The organism is Mesorhizobium sp. B2-6-2 (assembly GCF_006440615.1).
Lineage (GTDB): Bacteria > Pseudomonadota > Alphaproteobacteria > Rhizobiales > Rhizobiaceae > Mesorhizobium.
This window is the reverse complement of record NZ_VFUG01000001.1, coordinates 447,720-465,227: the sequence shown is the minus strand read 5'-3', so window position 1 is coordinate 465,227 and position 17,508 is coordinate 447,720. Positions and strand designations below refer to the sequence as shown.

Genomic DNA, 17,508 nt, shown 5'->3' with positions numbered 1-17,508 from the left:
CTCTAGATGCGGCGGGAGACCTGCATCGGCAGGCCGCCCTGCGGTTGCGTGGTGAGTTTCTGCACCGGCCAAGGCCGGGTCTGCGATGTCGCGTCGAAGCGGAAGCGCGACAACAGGATCGCCAGGGCGATGATCGCCTCCTGCATGGCGAAGCTTGCGCCGATGCAGACGCGCGGCCCGGCGCCGAAGGGCAGGTACTGGAAGCGGTCGATTCTGTCGCGGTTTCCGGGATGGAAACGCTCCGGCAGGAAGGCGTCCGGCCTGTCCCACAGCTTGCGGTGGCGATGCACCACCCAAGGCATCACCAGCACGGCGGCGTATTTCGGAATGTATAAGCCGTTCCAGGTCTCCGGTTCGATCGGCTCGCGGTTGATCGAGGGCGCAGGCGGATAGAGCCTGAGCGCCTCCTCGAAAGCGGCGCGGGTGAGCGGCATGGCATCCAGCCACTTGGTCGGATCGGGTTCGCGCGCCAGCACGGCGTCGATCTCCTGCTCGACCTTGTCGCGCTCCCAGGGCGCCCCGGCGAGGCAATAGATCGTCCAGCCCAGCGCCCGCGCGGTCGTCTCATGGCCGGCGCCGATGAAAGTGATGATGTTGTCCTCGACTTCGGCGCGCGTCAGCCCGTCCGGCCCCTCGGCGCGCAGCAGAAGCGTGAGAAAATCCTGCGGCACGCCGTCGGGATCGCGCTTCATCCGCTCCTCGCGCATCCTCACCGTGCCGGCGACGATGTTGCGGAAATAGGCCATGGTCCTGCGGCCGCGGATGCGGGTGAAGCGCGGCAGCCATTCCGGCGCGCGCAGCAGGTCGAGCGGATCGACGCGGCCCATCGTCTCGAACAGGCGATCGATCTCCTTGGCGAAGCTGCCGGGCTCGCCGGCGATCTCGCCGGAGAACAGCGTCTCGGCCAGAATGTCATAGGTGAGCAGCGTCATGTCGTGGGCGACATCGGTCGTGCCGCCGGTCTCGTAGCGGGTGACGAACTCCAACGTGCGTCTCAGCATCGGCTCGGCGAAGCCGAAGATATGGCGCGGCGTGAACACCGGCGCCATCGCCTTGCGCGAGCGCTTCCAGACCTCGCCCTCTGCGGTCAGCAGCCCGTCGCGCAGGATCGGCCGCAGCACCAGTTGGCGCACGGTCGCCATCTTGTAGTTCCTGGCGTTGTCGACCAGCACATGGCGGATGAGGCCCGGATCATTGGCGACCACCAGCGGCCCGCCGACGCCGGTCACCGAAATCCAAGGCTCGTTGTAGGTGTGCTCGCCCCACAATTCGAGCGGATTGCGGTAGATGATGCGCATCATCTCCAGCGTCGAAGGCGGCGTTGTGCGCGGCGTCGGCGCCGGCGGCACAAAAGGGGCGGGCTTGGTGTCCATGTAGCATGCTCCGCTGACAGCCGAATGTAGTGCCCGGCGAAGCGGGCGTCCATCTGGCCGAGCAGGTCCGCGACCGGCACCGAATGCGGCTCGCGTTCTTGCCGGTCCGTAGGCTCGGGATAAATGAAAGGCTTCTCGCCAAGCCGGCAAAATGGCCGCAAACCTTGGAAAACCAGCCGTTTGCGCCTATATCTAGGACATCAAAACGGCGCGATTCGGGGTGACTTTCCCGTGCCGGACCATCGACATCAATCAGACAGGTATTCATGAGCGACCAGACCGAAAGCGCCATTGGCGTGGAAGCCGAGTACGGCGCCGATTCCATCAAGGTTTTGAAGGGGTTGGATGCTGTGCGCAAGCGTCCAGGCATGTATATCGGCGACACCGATGACGGCTCGGGCCTGCATCACATGGTCTATGAGGTGGTGGACAACGCCATCGACGAGGCGCTGGCGGGCCACGCCGACCTCGTCTCGGTGACGCTCAACCCCGACGGTTCCGTCACCGTGATCGACAATGGCCGCGGCATTCCGACCGACATCCACTCCTCAGAGGGTGTTTCGGCGGCCGAAGTGATCATGACGCAGCTGCATGCCGGCGGCAAATTCGACCAGAACTCCTACAAGGTTTCCGGCGGTCTGCACGGCGTCGGCGTCTCGGTGGTCAACGCGCTTTCCGCATGGCTGAAGCTCAAGATCCGCCGCAACGGCGAAATCTTCGAGATGAGCTTCACGCATGGCAATGCCGACGCGCCGTTGAAGGTGACGGGCACATATGAGCAGAACAAACTGCCCGGCACCTATGAGGGCCGCAGCGGCAGCGAGATCACCTTCTTCCCGTCGGCCGAGACCTTCACCATGGTCGAATTCGACTATGGCACGCTGGAACACCGGCTGCGCGAGCTCGCCTTCCTCAATTCCGGCGTGCGCATCGTGCTGACCGACGCGCGTCATGCCGACCTGGTGCGCCACGAGCTGCATTACGAAGGCGGCCTGGAAGAGTTCGTCAAATATCTCGACCGGGTGAAGAAGCCGCTGATCGAAACGCCGATCGCCATCCGCGCCGAGCGCGACGGCATCACCGTGGAAGTCGCGATGTGGTGGAACGACAGCTACCACGAGAACGTGCTGGCTTTTACCAACAACATCCCGCAACGCGACGGCGGCACGCATCTGGCGGGCTTCCGCGCGGCGCTGACCAGGCAGATCACAGGCTATGGCGAATCGTCCGGCCAGACCAAGAAGGAAAAAGTCTCGCTGACCGGCGACGACTGCCGCGAGGGCCTGACCGCGGTGCTCTCGGTCAAGGTGCCGGATCCGAAATTCTCCTCGCAGACCAAGGACAAGCTGGTTTCGTCCGAGGTTCGGCCGGTGGTGGAGAGCCTGGTCAACGAGGCGCTGGGCACCTGGCTGGAAGAGCATCCGAGCGAAGGCAGGGTGGTGGTCGAGAAGGTGATCCAGGCGGCGGCCGCGCGCGAGGCCGCGCGCAAGGCGCGCGACATCACCCGCAAGAGCTCGCTCGGCGTCACCTCGCTGCCCGGCAAGCTCGCCGACTGCCAGGAGCGCGATCCGGCGAAGTCGGAAATCTTCATCGTCGAGGGCGACTCGGCCGGCGGCTCGGCCAAGGGCGGGCGCTCGCGCCAGAACCAGGCGATCCTGCCGCTGCGCGGCAAGATCCTCAATGTCGAACGGGCGCGCTTCGACCGCATGCTGTCTTCCGACATGATCGGCACGCTGATCACCGCGCTCGGCACCTCGATCGGCAAGGACGAGTTCAACGCCGACAAGCTGCGCTACCACAAGATCATCCTGATGACGGACGCCGACGTCGACGGCGCCCACATCCGCACGCTGTTGCTCACCTTTTTCTTCCGGCAGATGCCGGAGCTGATCGAGCGCGGCCACCTCTACATCGCCCAGCCGCCGCTCTACAAAGTGACGCGGGGCAAGAGCTCGCAATATCTCAAGGACGAAAGCGCCTATGAGGAATATCTGATCGGGTCCGGACTGGATGAGGCCTCGCTGGTGCTGGCCTCCGGCGAGGTACGGACAGGACAGGACCTGCGCGCCTCGGTCGACGACGCGCTTTCCGTGCGCCAGCTGATCAACGGGCTGCACACGCGCTATAATCGCAGCGTCGTCGAGCAGGCGGCGATCGCCGGCGCGCTCAATCCCGACGTGCTTGCCGATCTCGGCCGCGCCAACGCCATGGCCGAGCGCGTCGCCGGGCGGCTCGACATGATCGCCGAGGAGACCGAGCGCGGCTGGACCGGCAGGCTGTCGACCTCCAATGACGGTTCGGGCGGCTATGTGTTCGAGCGCACGGTGCGCGGCGTGAAGGATGTGGTCCAGCTCGACGCCGGGTTGATCAATTCGGCCGATGCGCGCCAGCTCGACCGCTACGCAGCGCGCCTGGCGGAAGTTTATGGCGAGCAGCCTGCCTTGCGTCGGAAAGAGACCTCGGAACTCCTCTCGGGGCCGCTGGCGCTGCTCAACGCAGTGTTCGCTTCAGGCCGCAAGGGCCTCACCATGCAGCGCTACAAGGGCCTCGGCGAGATGAATGCCGAGCAGCTCTGGGAAACCACGCTGGACCCGAATGTGCGCTCGCTGCTGCAGGTCAAGGTCAACGACGCGACCGACGCCGACTCGCTGTTCTCGCGGCTGATGGGCGACGAGGTGGAGCCTCGCCGCGAGTTCATCCAGGACAATGCGCTGTCGGTGGCCAATCTGGATATTTGAGCCTCGTTGCTCCGAGACGCAGACGTTCGCTTGGCGTTGAAGTTCACGATCCGACGATTGCGTAACTTCAGAGGACGCGACCGTTCCGTGGGACAGCGCCAAGCGTCCGCGCAGGTAGTATCCATGCCGGTGTAGCAGGAGCGCTATATTCGATCATGGATTTTCACGAGTGGACGTCAGTGCCGACGTGACCTTGTGGCTGCCGCTGCTGGCGCAGCCTTTTCAACGGAGCGAGCCTTTCGCGCAGAGCTTCCATTCTCGCTACTTTCTGCCCGAAGGTAAGCCCAGCCAATTCGCGACGTCCCGCTGTCTTTCGAGCGAGGATATCGGAAATATCTGGATATGCTCTTTTGGTCTCTGCCATTGCCAGAATTTACCACCATCCCCATTGATTGCCAACTTTGATCCACTTTTCCTTGAGTCCATGGCGCGTCAGGATATCGTCCAGCGCATCACTGTCGTAGGTCTGGCTCTCGACAAAAGCTGCCATTCGCATGTGATCCTTTGGGCGTCCCAACTTTAATGCCGTCGCAATGATATGCTCGGCGCGAAGGACTCTGGTTGGTATGCCTCGCTCGTCGGGATCGGTGGCAAAATCGATCTCCAACGCTTGATCAAGCGCTTCCTGGTCGAGGTCATTCGCTACAGGGATGAATTGAACAGGCCACCCTTCAACCACGACGCCAACATCCCGGAATTCGGTGTAACCTCGCTGCGCCAGAAAAGACAGGATTGGCGTCAACACCGCCAGCCCGGACTTAGCGCTCCCAGGAATCTTCTCGAACGACACCAGAATATCCAGGTCCTCGGTGAGTCCAGGTTCGATATAGTTGTAGGCAGCGACCGCACCGCCTATGGCGTACCGTCGATTCCTGCTGTGAGCAGGTTAAATCTAGTGGCGTGCGACGCGAGCACCAACCGCAAAAACTCGGCGCGATGAAGCCGGCCCTTAGTGCAGGCTTATGGCTGTTGGCGACTCGATCAGTGATCAAACGCCTTGACGATTTCCTCGGTCATCTTCTTGGCGTCGCCCAAGAGCATCATGGTGCCGTCCTTGTAGAACAGCGTGTTGTCGATGCCGGCATAGCCGGAGCCGAGCGAGCGCTTGACGAACAGGCAGGTGCGGGCCTTGTCGACGTCGAGGATCGGCATGCCGTAGATCGGCGAGGACTTGTCGTCGCGCGCGGACGGGTTGGTGACGTCGTTGGCGCCGATGACATAGGCGACGTCGGCCTGCGCGAATTCGGAGTTGATGTCCTCGAGCTCGAACACTTCGTCATAAGGCACGTTGGCCTCGGCTAGAAGCACGTTCATGTGGCCAGGCATGCGGCCGGCGACCGGATGGATGGCGTATTTGACCTCGACGCCGGCGGCCTTGAGCTTGTCGGCCATCTCGCGCAGTGCGTGCTGCGCCTGGGCGACCGCCATGCCGTAACCGGGCACGATGATGACCTTCTGCGCGTTCATCATCAGATAGGCGGCGTCGTCGGCCGACCCCTGCTTGACGGTGCGCTCGATGCCGTCGCTGGCCAGGGCGGTCGTCTCGCCGCCAAAGCCGCCGAGGATGACGGAGATGAAGCTCCGGTTCATGCCCTTGCACATGATGTAGGACAGGATGGCGCCCGACGAGCCCACCAGCGCGCCGGTGATGATCAGCGCCAGATTGCCGAGCGTGAAGCCGAGAGCCGCCGCCGCCCAGCCGGAATAGGAGTTCAGCATCGACACCACGACCGGCATGTCGGCGCCGCCGATCGGGATGATCAAGAGCACGCCGAGGACCAGCGAAGCGGCGACGATCAGCCAGAAGACGAGCTTGGATTCGGTAGTGACGAGCAGCACGATCAGCACCACCAGGGCGATACCGAGCGCGATGTTGATCAAGTGGCGGCCGCCGATCATGATCGGCTTGCCGGACATGCGTCCGTCGAGCTTCAAGAAGGCGATGACCGAGCCGGTGAAGGTGATGGCGCCGATGGCCACGCCCAGGCTCATTTCAATGAGCGCCTGGGCATGGATGTCGCCCGCCGTGCCGATGCCAAAACTTTCCGGCGCGTAGATGGCAGCCGCGGCTACCATGACGGCGGCGAAGCCGACGAGGCTGTGGAAGGCGGCGACCAGCTGCGGCATCGAGGTCATGGCGATGCGGCGCGCGGTGACCGCGCCGATGCCACCGCCAATGGCGAGACCGAGCACGATCAGGCCGAAGCGGCCGGCCGAAGGCAGCGCCAGCGCCAGTGTTGTGGCGATGGCGATGCCCATGCCGATCATGCCGTAAAGATTGCCCTGGCGGCTGGTGGTCGGGTGCGACAGGCCGCGCAGCGCCAGGATGAACAGGATGCCGGAGACAAGATAGAGGAAGGAAGCGAAGTTGGCGTTCACGTCACTTTTCCTTCTTCTTGTACATGGCGAGCATGCGCTGGGTGACGAGGAAGCCGCCGAAGATATTGACCGAGACCAGCACCAGCGCGACGAAGCCGAAGCCCGCGGCCAGGCCGGAAGCCGCGATGCCGACGGCGAGCAGCGCGCCGACGACGATGACCGAGGAGATGGCGTTGGTGACGGCCATCAGCGGCGTGTGCAGCGCCGGCGTCACCGACCAGACGACATAATAGCCGACGAAGATCGCCAGCACGAAGATGGCGAAACGGAAGACGAAGGGATCGATGGCGCCGCCCGACAGCGCATGCGCGGCGTTGCCGGCAGCCTCGCCGGCCGGCGCGTTGGCAAGGTCCTGCATCGCAAGGCGGACGGCGGCGGTCGCCTGATCGAGCTGGTCGAGGGCTTTCTGCAGCTGTTCCATCAGGCGGTCCCTTCAGACTTGGACGAGGGCGACTTGGCTGCGGCAGGTTTCTTCGTCGCGGCCTTCTTTGCGGCAGGTTTTGGCGATGCGTCAGCGACCATAATCGTCGCGGGAATGGCCGCCGGCTCGGTGCGCGGCGCCTCGGCCGCCTTGGCGAAGGCAGAATGCACGACCTTGCCGCCATCGGTCAGCATCGTGGCCTTGACCAGCTCGTCGTCGCGCTTGATGGCGAGCGTCTTCGCGGTCTTGTCGACCATCGTCTCGAGGAAGGCGTAGAGGTTCTTGGCGTAGAGCAACGAGGCGGAAGCAGCAACACGACCGGGCACGTTGAGATGGCCGACGATCTTGACGCCGTTTTCCGTCGTCACGACCTTGCCGGGCACGGAGCCTTCGACATTGCCGCCGCGCTCGACCGCGAGGTCGACGATCACCGAGCCCGGCTTCATCGAGGCGACCATGGCGGCCGAGATGAGCCTCGGCGCCGGACGCCCGGGGATCAGCGCGGTGGTGATGACGATGTCCTGCTTGGCGATGTGCTCAGCCGTCAGCGCCGCCTGCTTGGCCTGGTATTCCTTCGACATTTCCTTGGCGTAGCCGCCGGCTGTCTCGGCCGCCTTGAACTCCTCGTCCTCGACCGCCAGGAATTTGGCGCCGAGCGATTGCACCTGCTCCTTCACCGCCGGACGCACGTCTGTGGCGGTGACGATGGCGCCCAGCCGACGCGCGGTGGCGATGGCCTGCAGGCCGGCGACGCCGACGCCCATGACGAAGGCTTTCGCCGCCGGCACGGTCCCTGCCGCCGTCATCATCATCGGCAGCGCGCGGTCATATTCGGCGGCCGCGTCGATCACCGCCTGGTAGCCGGCGAGGTTGGCCTGCGAGGAGAGCACGTCCATCGACTGCGCGCGGGTGATGCGCGGCATGAATTCCATCGAAAAAGCGGTGATGCCGGCCTTGGCCATCGCGGCGACAGCGGCATCGTTGCCGTAAGGATCCATGATGGCGATGACGGCGGCGCCCGGCTTGTAGCCCTTGAGCTCCGCGTCCGTCGGCCGGCGCACTTTCAGCACCACATCGGCCTTTTTGGCGTCGGCCGCCGTTCCGATCGCGCCGCCGGCGGCAGCAAAATCCTGGTCGGGAATGCGGGAGCCGAGGCCGGCGCCCTTCTCGACGACCACGTCGAAGCCGAGACCCGCCAGGCGCTTGACCGTCTCCGGCGAGGCCGCGACGCGCGGCTCGTTCGGGTCAATCTCGCGAGGGATGAATACGATTTGTCCCACCGGATGATCCTTTCGGCTGGAACCTTGACTGCGCAAGGCGTCGGCCGGACGTCCGGCGACGTCGAGGGCAATGGGCTTGGGAAGTCTACCGCAGAATGAGAGTGCCGACGGCCACAATCAGGATGAACAGGATGGTCGCCGAGAAGAAGCCGCCGACGAAGAAGCCGAAGGCCATTGCAATAAGGATGGCGGCACAGAACAGCGAGCCGTATTTGGCAAGACCGAGGAAGCCTTTATAGGTACGGTCGTGCTCGGCATAGTCCATCTGCGCGCCCAGCTCGACAGGACCGGTCGGCGTGTGATCAGCCATGGAAGTACCCCTTCGAAAATGCCTTCGAGGCACATAGCGAAAAGCCGAACCAAGAGCAATGGCGCTATTGCCGCACAGTCCGCGACAACAGCCTCAAACGAAAGTTGAAATCGAACGCGGCGCTATGTCGACGCGGCCGGCGCGGGATTTCAGCCGGCGAGGTGGGGGAAAAGGCCGAGCAGGCCGACAACGATCAGGTAAAGCGCGACGATGTAGTTGAGGAGGCGAGGCATCACCAGGATCAGCACGCCGGCGATCAGCGAGATCAGCGGCGTCAGCGCGAGCGAGTGGATGGTCATGCGGGATCCTTTCTTATGACAGGCGCGATCGCCTGGGCAGACCGGGCTGCGACGTTGATAACGGCGCAGCCGGTGAAAGGTTCATGGCCTGCGTTCAGGCCGCGGTGCGATAGTATTTCGCCGTCGGCAGAATGGTGAGGGGCGTCAGCCGGTTGATGGCCGGATTGCCGAACATCATCCGCTGCTCCATCGGCGTCGAATTGTAGAACGGGAACCGTTCGAGCGTGCGGCGCATATTCTCGCCGGCAGGGATTTCGAACAGCGCGATCGGAGCGAGAACGCCCGGGAACTGCTTGGCTTCGCTCCTCTGCACGGCATTGAAGAACCGGGCATAGAAATGAGAATGCTCGACCTTGACCGGGGTCAGTACCGAGTCCTGGCCAAAGTAATTGGAGGCCACCATGGCGATCCTGAGCGTCAGGAAAGGCAGAACGCCAGGCGCCGGCGCGGCATCGGGATCGGTTGCGAATCGGGTGCCGTCGATGAAGGTTTCCCCCCGGGCGAGGCGCGGGAGCAACACTTCCGGATAGGCGTCCACCGAAGGCGAGTATGGCTGTTCGCTGGAAATATAGTGAAAGCGCAATGTGCTGACCAATTCGCCGTAACAATAGACGCCGAAGCGGTAGGAATTGGGAAGATTATCCCAGCGATCCTCGAACATTCCGCTGGCGATCGGACCGCACATGCCTGATTTGAGGTAGGACTGATAGCGCAGCCGGTAGATCGCTTCCAGATCCTCGCCCCCGGTGATGAGGCGATATTCGACATGCTCCAGGAGCTGCATCATCGTTCGGTTGAGCAGGGAGTCAGCCTTTGAGCTGGCGCCAGCCGACGCGTCCTTAGCCGCAGCTTCCATTATTGTCCGTCCTCGAATTCCGCCTGTGAACAAGCTATTCGAGTTGAAATGAGACACAAGCTGAAAATGCAAGATCGCTGATTTACCGTCTGTTAACCTTAATAGCTGCGATCGTTTCATCGATCTTGCACGCGAAAAAGCAAATACCGCAGCCCAGCGGCTGTCTGATCCGACCTGACGGCGGCCATCAAGGTAAATCCGGATTCAGAGCTTGGAAGCGTCAGACATCACAGAATTATACTACGCCGGGGCGGCTATCGTTTCAGGAGACGCACATCAACTCCGGCGTAGCAAACCGGTTTCCATTTTTTTCTGGAATTGCTTTCTATTTCAGTGCAATTCCAGACGGAAAACCGCTTCACACTTTTCCTGGAATTGTTCTTTGCCTGACGCAATTCCGGACGGAAAACCGCTTCGCACTTCTCCTGGAATTGTTCTTTGCTTGACGCAATTCTGGACGGAAAACCGCTTCACCCTTTTCCTGGAATTGCTCTTTGTCTGACGCAATTCCGGACGGGAAACCGCTTCGCACTTCTCCCGGAATTGCTTCTTAGCTGGCTGTCCTTTTGCCGGCGATGTGCAGGTCCGCGGCAAACGGCCATGTGACGCTCGACATCGTCTCGATGCCCGACGCGCTGAGCGCGGCGCCGAAGAGAAAGCCCTGCACGAAGTCCGGCTTGACCAGATGAACCAGCGTCTTCAGCTGCTCGAAGGTCTCGACCCCTTCGATGGTGACCGAAAGACCCAACGTCCGGGACAGGCTGACGATGCCCTTCAGAAGATCGAGCGACTGCCGGTTCTGGTTCACATCGACCAGGAACGAGCGATCGATCTTGATCTTGTCGAGCGGCAGCTTGTGGAGATAGCTCAGGCTGGAGTAGCCGGTGCCGAAATCGTCAAGCGCGATGCGCGCGCCGAGCGCCTTCAGTTCCTCGATCGACTCGCGCGTCAGCGACTTGTCGTCCAGCAACGCGGTCTCGGTGACCTCGATTTCAAGCCGATGCGCCGCAAGGCCCGACTTGGCCAAGGCGTCGCTGACCTTCTGGACGATATCGCGATTGCGGAAGTCCTTGGCCGATAGATTGACCGACACACTGGTCTGGGCCGGCCATTTGGCGCATTCGGCGCACGCGGCCTCCAACACAAAAGTGCTGATGTCGGAAACGATGCCCATCTCCTCGGCGAGCGGGATGAAGACGCTGGGCGAGATCGGGCCGAGATCGGGATGGTCCCAGCGGCAGAGCGCTTCGCAGCTGGCGATGCGCATGGTGCTGACAGCCACGATCGGCTGGTAGACGACGCGCAATTCCCTGGCCTGCACGGCATTGCGCAGGTCGGCTTTCATCAGCTGGCGATTGCGGAAGGCGGCATCCATGGCCGCCTCGAACAGCCGCCAGCTGTTCTTGCCGAGTTCCTTGGCCTTGTAGAGGGCAAGGTCCGCCTTGACGATCATGGCGTCCGCATCGGTGTCCTTGACCCTGGAAAGCACCGCGCCGCCGCTGGTCTGGATGCGCAACCCGTGGCCGGCGACGTCCACCTCGCCCTGCAGGTCCGCGAAAATCTGGTCGAGCAGGGTGCTGAGATGGCTCTCGTCCTCGACACGGTCGAAGAAGATCATGAACTCGTCGCCGCCGAAGCGGCTGACGGTGATGCCCGGTCCGGCGACCGCCGCGAGGCGCTCGGCCACGGCGTAGATCAGCCCGTCGCCGACCGGATGGCCGAGCGTGTCGTTGACGCTCTTGAAGTCGTCGAGATCGAGCACCGCGAGGCCGCATAGCCGGTCCTGGTCGCCGGAGGCCATCGCCTCGCCGACCAGCTCGTGGAAATAGGCGCGGTTCGGCAGCCCGGTCAAATTGTCATAGCGCGCCATGAAGCGGATCTTTTCCTCCGCCTCGACGCGGGCCGTCACGTCCTCGAAGGTGATGACGCCCAGCTCCTGGCTGCCTTCGCGGGCGGAGAATTCGTAGTGCTGGCCATTGGCCAGCGAAACGAGCACCTTGCGGTCGCGGCCTTCGCGCAAGGCGCGCGTCAGCTGCGCCTCGATGTAACGGCAGTCTTTCGGCGCCAGCATGCCGCCGGCGACGCCGCGCATCAAAAGACCGTGGATCGAGCGTCCAAGCAAGGCATCGCCCGATTTCAGCGACATCAAGTGGGCGGCTTCGGCATTGGCCACCACGACACGCCCGTCGGGTCCCAGCATGACCAGGCCATGCGACATGGTGTTGAGCGCGCGATCGAACCGGCGCGTCAGGTTCCTGGCCTGCTTGTGGCCGATGACGGCGGAGAAGAGCACGTTGCGGACATGGTCGGCGCTGTTGATGGTGATGAATGTCAGCGGGATGATCATCAGGCCGAGCAGGACCGACGGGAAATCCATGCGCAGCAGAAGCCCGAGCGCCGCCGGTCCGATGAAGGTCACGGAGAAAATCCGCACCATCTGCGGGGAGCCGTAGTTGCGGCCGACGACCGTGACCAGGGTCGCGATCGTCAGCGACGTCGCGGCCAGCTCGGCGAAGGGATCGGGGTAAACGTAGATCGATATGAAGCACAGCGAACCCAGGCCCAGGCCCTGCAGGCTGCCCTTGAGGATATAAATGCGCTCCCACCGCTTGGCCTCTTCGACATTGGCTATGGTGCCACCCGCCTTCAGAAAGGCGCGAATGCCGAAGTAACGGAAAAGGCTGATGGAGAGCAGGCCGAAAGAAAAGCCCACAAACAGCGGATTGTGCGTCCGCCAATAGATCATGAATCCGAGAATCCAGTAGCAAACGCCACCGATCACCAGCATGTGGGCGTTGTCGAACAACGACCGCACAAACTGGATATAAACATCCGCCGGGATGTTCTCGGTCTTTGTTCTACCCATGCCGTTGGCCCAACACTACGCCTTTGTCATGCCACACCTGCCTTAAGAAAGGCTTAGAACGGCGCCCGGCCACGGTTGCACGGAGTTGCGACACGCGGGAGAGACTGGGAAATTCAGGGGTTTGGCGCGGCGTCAACGCGCCGGCGCGATCATTCCGCCGCCCGAAGCGCAGGCTCCGCGGGGGTTTGCTTCAAACGCTCGATCAAGCGCGAGCGCTCGCCCGCCGCCTTGTCGGCGCTGGCCTGCCGGACATGGCCGTAGCCGCGGATAAGCGCCGGCACGGAGGCCAGAGCTGTCGCAGCTTCCACCCTGCCCGGCGCCACCGCGCCGGCAATCAGGTCGAGATCGGCCTCGTACTCTTTCAGCGACTGCCGCTCGATGCGCCGCTCGGCCGTGTAGCCGAAAAGGTCGAAGGCGGTTCCACGCAAGCCTCTCATCGCCGCCAGCAGCCGAAAGCCCTTCATCATCCACGGGCCGAAGCTCGATTTGCGGGGCTTGCCGTCATTGCCGCGCCGCCCAAGGATCGGCGGCGCGAGATGGAACTCGAGCTTGTCGAAGCTCTGGAACTGCTTGGCAAGGTCGGCGGCGAAAGTGCCATCGGTGTAAAGCCGCGCCACCTCATATTCGTCCTTGATCGCCATCAGCTTGAAGAGGTTCGTGGCGACGGCCTCGGTCACCGCGGTCGAGCCTGGCACGGCCTTGGCCTCGGCTGCGCGCAACTTTGCCACGCGGTCGGAGTAACGCTTGGCATAGGCGGCGTTCTGATAGGCGGTAAGAAAGGCGACACGGCGGGCGATGACATCGTCCAGCGTCTCGGCCGATCGGGAAGCCGGCTTGCCCGTCTGGCCGACCAGGCCGCGCACGAAATCGGGCTGATGCGCGGCGCGGCGGCCCCAGCGGAAGGCCGCGATGTTCATCGGCACAGCTTCGCCGTTCAATTCTATCGCCTTTTCAACGGCTTCGGCGGAAAGCGGCAGTCCGCCATGCTGGAAGGCGAAGCCGAGCATGAACATGTTGGCGCCCAGCGAATTGCCGAACAAGGCCGTCGCCGTGCGGGTGGCGTCGAAGAAATGCGCCTTGTCGTCGCCGGCAGCCGCCCGGATCGCCTTCCTCAGCCGCTCGACCGGCAGCGAGAAGTCGGCGGACCGGGTGAATTCGCCGGGCATGATCTCAGCGGTGTTGGCGAGGAAGATCGTGTGGCCCTCGCGCACTGCGCCCAGCACCTTCTTGGCGCCGGAGACGACGAGATCGCAGCCCAGCACAAGGTCGGCCTTGCCGGCCGAAACGCGGATGGCGTGGATGTCCTCGGGCGTCGGGGCGATGCGGACATGGGTGAAGACCGAGCCGCCCTTCTGGGCGAGGCCGGCCATGTCGATCATGCCGCAACCCTTGCCTTCGAGATGCGCGGCCATGCCGAGCACCGCTCCGACAGTGACGACGCCGGTGCCGCCGACCCCGTCGATGATCGCCGCCCAACCCTGGTTGCCCATGCGGAATTCAGCCGGTGCGGGCACGCCGTCGAGAGGATCGGCCTTGCCGGCAATGCCTTCGGCCTTCCTGATCTTGCCGCCATGCACGGTGACGAAGGACGGGCAGAAGCCGTTGAGGCAGGAGAAGTCCTTGTTGCAGCTCGACTGGTCGATCCGGCGCTTGCGGCCGTATTCGGTCTCGACCGGCTGGATGGAGACGCAGTTCGACTGCACGCCGCAATCGCCGCAGCCTTCGCAGACCAGTTCGTTGATGAAGACGCGCTTGTCCGGATCGGGGAAGGTGCCGCGCTTGCGGCGCCGGCGTTTCTCGGCGGCGCAGGTCTGGTCGTAGATGAGAACGGAAACGCCTTTGAGCCCGCGCAACTCGCGCTGGACGAGATCGAGGTCGTCGCGGTGATGGATGCTGACGCCGGCCGGGAAATCGGCCTTGCCGGCATATTTGTCGGGCTCGTCGGTGGCGACGGCGATGCGCTCGACGCCCTCGGCGCGCACTTGTCTGGCGACCATGTCTACGGTCAGGCCGCCCTCATGCGGCTGGCCTCCGGTCATGGCGACGGCGTCGTTGTAGAGTATCTTGTAGGTGATGTTGGCGCCGGAGGACAGCGCGAAGCGGATCGCCAGCACGCCGGAATGGTTGTAGGTGCCGTCGCCCAGATTCTGGAAGATGTGGTCGCGCTTCGAGAACGGCGCCTGTCCGACCCATTGCGCGCCCTCGCCGCCCATGGCGGTGAAGCCGACCGTATTCCTGTCCATCCACAGCGCCATGAAATGGCAGCCGATGCCGGCGGCGGCGATCGAGCCGTCCGGAACCTTGGTCGAGGAATTGTGCGGGCAGCCGGAGCAGAAGAAAGGCGTGCGCGAGCCGATATCGACGGTGTCGGCGAGCATCGCCTGGAACTGGCGCAGCTTCGCCAGCCGCGCTGCGATCTCTTCCGACGGACCGATGGTGCGCAGAATCCGTTCGCCGAGCGCGATGGCGATCTCGTTCGGATCGAGCGCGCCCTTGGCCGGAAACAGCCAGTCGCCGCGCTCGTCCTTCTTGCCGACGATCACCGGCTGCGTGGCGGTGCCGTAGAGGTTCTCGCGCAGTTGAACCTCGATCAAAGAGCGCTTTTCCTCGACAACGACGATGGTGTCGAGGCCGCGGGCGAACTCGGCGATGTGCTGGAAATCGAGCGGCCACGGGCAGCCGACCTTGAACAGGCGGATGCCGATGCGGTTGGCGGCCGCCTCGTCAATGCCGATATCCTCCAGCGCCTGGCGGACATCGAGATAGCTCTTGCCGATGGTGATGACGCCGAGCTTGGGGTTGCGGCCGCCCGAATAGACGATGCGGTTGAGATTATTGGCCTGGATGAAGGCGGAAGCGGCGGCGCGCTTGTATTCGTGCAGCCGCTCTTCCTGGCCGAGCATGTCGATCTCGTGGCGGATGTTCAGGCCGCCCGGCGGCATGTCGAATTCGGGAATGACGATGCCCAGACGCTCGATCGAGGCGTCGACCGAGGCCGTCGATTCGATGTTGTCCTTGACGCATTTGACCGCCGCCCAGGTGCCGGCGAAGCGCGACATGGCAAAGCCGTAGAGACCGTAGTCGATGATCTCCTGGACGCCTGCCGGATTGAGGATCGGCACCATGGTATCGACGAAGAGGAATTCGGTGGCATGCGCATTGGTCGAGGATTCGGCCATGTGGTCGTCGCCCATCAGGGCAAGCACGCCGCCGTGCTTGGACGAGCCGGCCAGATTGGCGTGGCGGAAGACGTCGCCGGAACGATCGACGCCCGGCCCCTTGCCGTACCAGACCGAAAAGACGCCGTCATGCGTGCCTTCGCCCAGCAATTCGGTCTGCTGAGAACCCCAGCAGGCGGTGGCGGCGAGTTCCTCGTTGAGGCCGGGCTGGAAGACGATGTCGGCAGCCGCAAGCTGCTTCTTGGCCCGCCACAGCTGCATGTCGAGGCCGCCCAAAGGCGAGCCGCGATAGCCGGAGACGAAGCCCGCCGTGTTGAGGCCGGCCCGGCGGTCGCGCTCGCGCTGCATCAGAAGCATGCGCACGACCGCCTGCGCGCCGGACAGGAAGACGCGCTCCTTGCCAAGGTCGAACTTGTCGTCGAGCGCGACGTCGTGCAGCGTCATCAGGTATTTCCTCTGCGGAGGCGGCGCAAATCAGGCAGCCAACGTCGGAGTGGGACGCCGCAGTCTTTCTTCCCTTGGCGGAGAGGTCAAACAAAATCGCAGCAGCCAGATAACACGCAACAAACGGTCTGGCGAGTGGCCGACGGCGCATGCAAGACCGCGCTAACCGCCTCGCGAAGAACAAAAATTTCGCGTGGGCGCTGGGCGTTTCAGGTCGCTTTCGAGCAATCCGGCTTCTGCTCGTCGGGCAGCCTGCCGTCGGGATGGCCGGCAAGGTCCGGGTTGAGCTCGTATTTCGGCCCGATCACCAGCGGCCGATCCGGCAGCATGGTCTGGTCCTCCGACGAGGTCATGGTGGTGTCGATGCTTTGCAGCAATGTGCCGCTCGCATCCTCGATGCGGATCGAAACTTTGTAAGGCTTGTCCTTGACCACGCAGGAGAGCGGCGGGCTGGTAAGCGTGATGTGGGGCAGCTTCGGCCAGATCTTCTGGTTAACGACGAGCGGCTCGCCGCCGGCCGGGTTCTGGAAGCTCACGACCGCGACCTGGCCGTCGACCATCGGGCGCAGCGGCTTCAGCGTGATGACGTAGGTGGCGATGGCGAGCCGGTAATTGAACTCGAATAGCTTGCCGGAGATGGCGAAGAGTTGCTCCTTGCCGGTGTCGCGGCAGGCACCAAGGGCGAATGCAGCGATCAAGGCGGCGCCGACCAGAGCCGAACGCGACAATTTCCTAAGCATTGCTGACCTCCCTCGCCCCTGTACGGCGGCGGTAATAGCGGTTTGCCTTCTGGCGGTTGCCGCAAACGGCCATGTCGCACCAGAGGCGGCTGGCGTTGCGGCTGCGGTCGACGAACAGCCAGCTGCAATTGGGACAGATCCTCAGCCTCGCCACCGTTTCGTCGCGCAGGAGCGACAGCGCCGAGACGGCCAAAGCCGCCTCGAAGGCAATCGGCGTTTGCGGATCGCCGAAAGGCTGGCCCGGCACCCCGATCTCGGTCGCGCTGCCGGACAGCCCGCCGGCGCAGGCCGTGAGGAAATCCGGCAAATGGCTGGTCGCAATCGCGCCGTTCGACACGGCATGGCGAAACAGGCGGTCGGTCGCTTCACGAATCGAGACGACGGCCGGCTTTATCTCGCCCGGCTCCGGCGCCTGCAGCCTCCGGCCGCCGAGCTCGGCGGCGCGAAAGCCGCTCGCCGCCTCGGCGAAACGGGCGATCTCGGCCGGGTCGTCAAAACGGTCAAAGGACTTTTGCGGATCGTTGCGCAGCACGACGGTGTTCGCCGTGTCGAGCGCAAGGATGCCGCCGGTGAAGCGGTGCGGGGTCCAGGAAACCGTCATGACAGAAATCTAACCGATAAAA

General features: G+C 63.6%; 13 protein-coding genes. 1 reads left to right on the top strand and 12 read right to left on the bottom strand.

Annotated features, from left to right (window positions below):
- Positions 1–2: 2 nt before the first annotated feature.
- Positions 3–1,373: a cytochrome P450 gene (locus FJ419_RS02330; protein ID WP_140687157.1), complete on the bottom strand. Its 1,371-nt coding sequence runs from the start codon at positions 1,371–1,373 to the stop codon at positions 3–5.
- A gap of 266 nt (positions 1,374–1,639) precedes the next feature.
- On the opposite strand from FJ419_RS02330, the gene gyrB reads away from it, so the two are divergent.
- The gene (gyrB, locus tag FJ419_RS02325; protein ID WP_140687154.1) at positions 1,640–4,111 is read left to right on the top strand and encodes a DNA topoisomerase (ATP-hydrolyzing) subunit B; all 2,472 of its coding nucleotides are present in this window, start codon (positions 1,640–1,642) and stop codon (positions 4,109–4,111) included.
- Between the two features lie 373 nt (positions 4,112–4,484).
- On the opposite strand, the gene FJ419_RS02320 is transcribed toward gyrB, so the two are convergent.
- The 11 genes from FJ419_RS02320 to FJ419_RS02270 all read right to left on the bottom strand — a co-directional run bounded on the left by FJ419_RS02320 (position 4,485) and on the right by FJ419_RS02270 (position 17,486).
- A complete protein-coding gene (locus FJ419_RS02320) occupies positions 4,485–4,901 on the bottom strand; it encodes a hypothetical protein (protein ID WP_140687152.1) in 417 nt (138 codons plus the stop codon).
- A gap of 191 nt (positions 4,902–5,092) precedes the next feature.
- On the bottom strand, positions 5,093–6,490 hold the full coding sequence (locus FJ419_RS02315) for an NAD(P)(+) transhydrogenase (Re/Si-specific) subunit beta (RefSeq protein WP_140687150.1): 1,398 nt from the start codon (positions 6,488–6,490) through the stop codon (positions 5,093–5,095).
- 1 nt (position 6,491) lies between these two features.
- Entirely contained in the window at positions 6,492–6,911 is a 420-nt protein-coding gene (locus FJ419_RS02310; protein WP_140687148.1) for an NAD(P) transhydrogenase subunit alpha, read from the bottom strand.
- Entirely contained in the window at positions 6,911–8,191 is a 1,281-nt protein-coding gene (locus tag FJ419_RS02305) for a Re/Si-specific NAD(P)(+) transhydrogenase subunit alpha (protein ID WP_140687145.1), read from the bottom strand. Before FJ419_RS02305 ends, FJ419_RS02310 begins: the two co-directional genes overlap by 1 nt.
- 85 nt (positions 8,192–8,276) lie before the next feature.
- On the bottom strand, positions 8,277–8,501 hold the full coding sequence (locus tag FJ419_RS02300) for an aa3-type cytochrome c oxidase subunit IV (protein WP_140628751.1): 225 nt from the start codon (positions 8,499–8,501) through the stop codon (positions 8,277–8,279).
- 149 nt (positions 8,502–8,650) lie between these two features.
- Positions 8,651–8,800, bottom strand: a complete 150-nt coding sequence (locus FJ419_RS02295) for a DUF3096 domain-containing protein (protein WP_023729728.1) — start codon at positions 8,798–8,800, stop codon at positions 8,651–8,653.
- Between the two features lie 94 nt (positions 8,801–8,894).
- The gene (locus tag FJ419_RS02290; RefSeq protein WP_140545873.1) at positions 8,895–9,656 is read right to left on the bottom strand and encodes a hypothetical protein; all 762 of its coding nucleotides are present in this window, start codon (positions 9,654–9,656) and stop codon (positions 8,895–8,897) included.
- Positions 9,657–10,206: 550 nt separating this feature from the next.
- On the bottom strand, positions 10,207–12,522 hold the full coding sequence (locus tag FJ419_RS02285; protein ID WP_140545868.1) for an EAL domain-containing protein: 2,316 nt from the start codon (positions 12,520–12,522) through the stop codon (positions 10,207–10,209).
- 149 nt (positions 12,523–12,671) lie between these two features.
- Entirely contained in the window at positions 12,672–16,145 is a 3,474-nt protein-coding gene (locus FJ419_RS02280; protein WP_140687143.1) for an indolepyruvate ferredoxin oxidoreductase family protein, read from the bottom strand.
- A 209-nt stretch (positions 16,146–16,354) separates the two neighbouring features.
- Positions 16,355–16,885 (bottom strand): hypothetical protein, encoded by a 531-nt coding sequence (locus FJ419_RS02275; RefSeq protein WP_140687141.1) that lies wholly within the window; start codon positions 16,883–16,885, stop codon positions 16,355–16,357.
- Positions 16,878–17,486: a CGNR zinc finger domain-containing protein gene (locus tag FJ419_RS02270; RefSeq protein WP_140545865.1), complete on the bottom strand. Its 609-nt coding sequence runs from the start codon at positions 17,484–17,486 to the stop codon at positions 16,878–16,880. Before FJ419_RS02270 ends, FJ419_RS02275 begins: the two co-directional genes overlap by 8 nt.
- Positions 17,487–17,508 lie beyond the last annotated feature (22 nt).

Excerpts from the sequence above, each read along its gene's own strand:
- gyrB (WP_140687154.1), top strand. The coding sequence starts at position 1,640 with ATGAGCGACCAGACCGAAAGCGCCATTGGCGTGGAAGCCGAGTACGGC.
- FJ419_RS02330 (WP_140687157.1), bottom strand. The coding sequence starts at position 1,373 with ATGGACACCAAGCCCGCCCCTTTTGTGCCGCCGGCGCCGACGCCGCGC.
- FJ419_RS02270 (WP_140545865.1), bottom strand. The coding sequence starts at position 17,486 with ATGACGGTTTCCTGGACCCCGCACCGCTTCACCGGCGGCATCCTTGCG.
- FJ419_RS02300 (WP_140628751.1), bottom strand. The coding sequence starts at position 8,501 with ATGGCTGATCACACGCCGACCGGTCCTGTCGAGCTGGGCGCGCAGATG.
- FJ419_RS02280 (WP_140687143.1), bottom strand. The coding sequence starts at position 16,145 with ATGACGCTGCACGACGTCGCGCTCGACGACAAGTTCGACCTTGGCAAG.
- FJ419_RS02285 (WP_140545868.1), bottom strand. The coding sequence starts at position 12,522 with ATGGGTAGAACAAAGACCGAGAACATCCCGGCGGATGTTTATATCCAG.
- FJ419_RS02310 (WP_140687148.1), bottom strand. The coding sequence starts at position 6,911 with ATGGAACAGCTGCAGAAAGCCCTCGACCAGCTCGATCAGGCGACCGCC.
- FJ419_RS02275 (WP_140687141.1), bottom strand. The coding sequence starts at position 16,885 with ATGCTTAGGAAATTGTCGCGTTCGGCTCTGGTCGGCGCCGCCTTGATC.
- FJ419_RS02295 (WP_023729728.1), bottom strand. The coding sequence starts at position 8,800 with ATGACCATCCACTCGCTCGCGCTGACGCCGCTGATCTCGCTGATCGCC.
- FJ419_RS02290 (WP_140545873.1), bottom strand. The coding sequence starts at position 9,656 with ATGGAAGCTGCGGCTAAGGACGCGTCGGCTGGCGCCAGCTCAAAGGCT.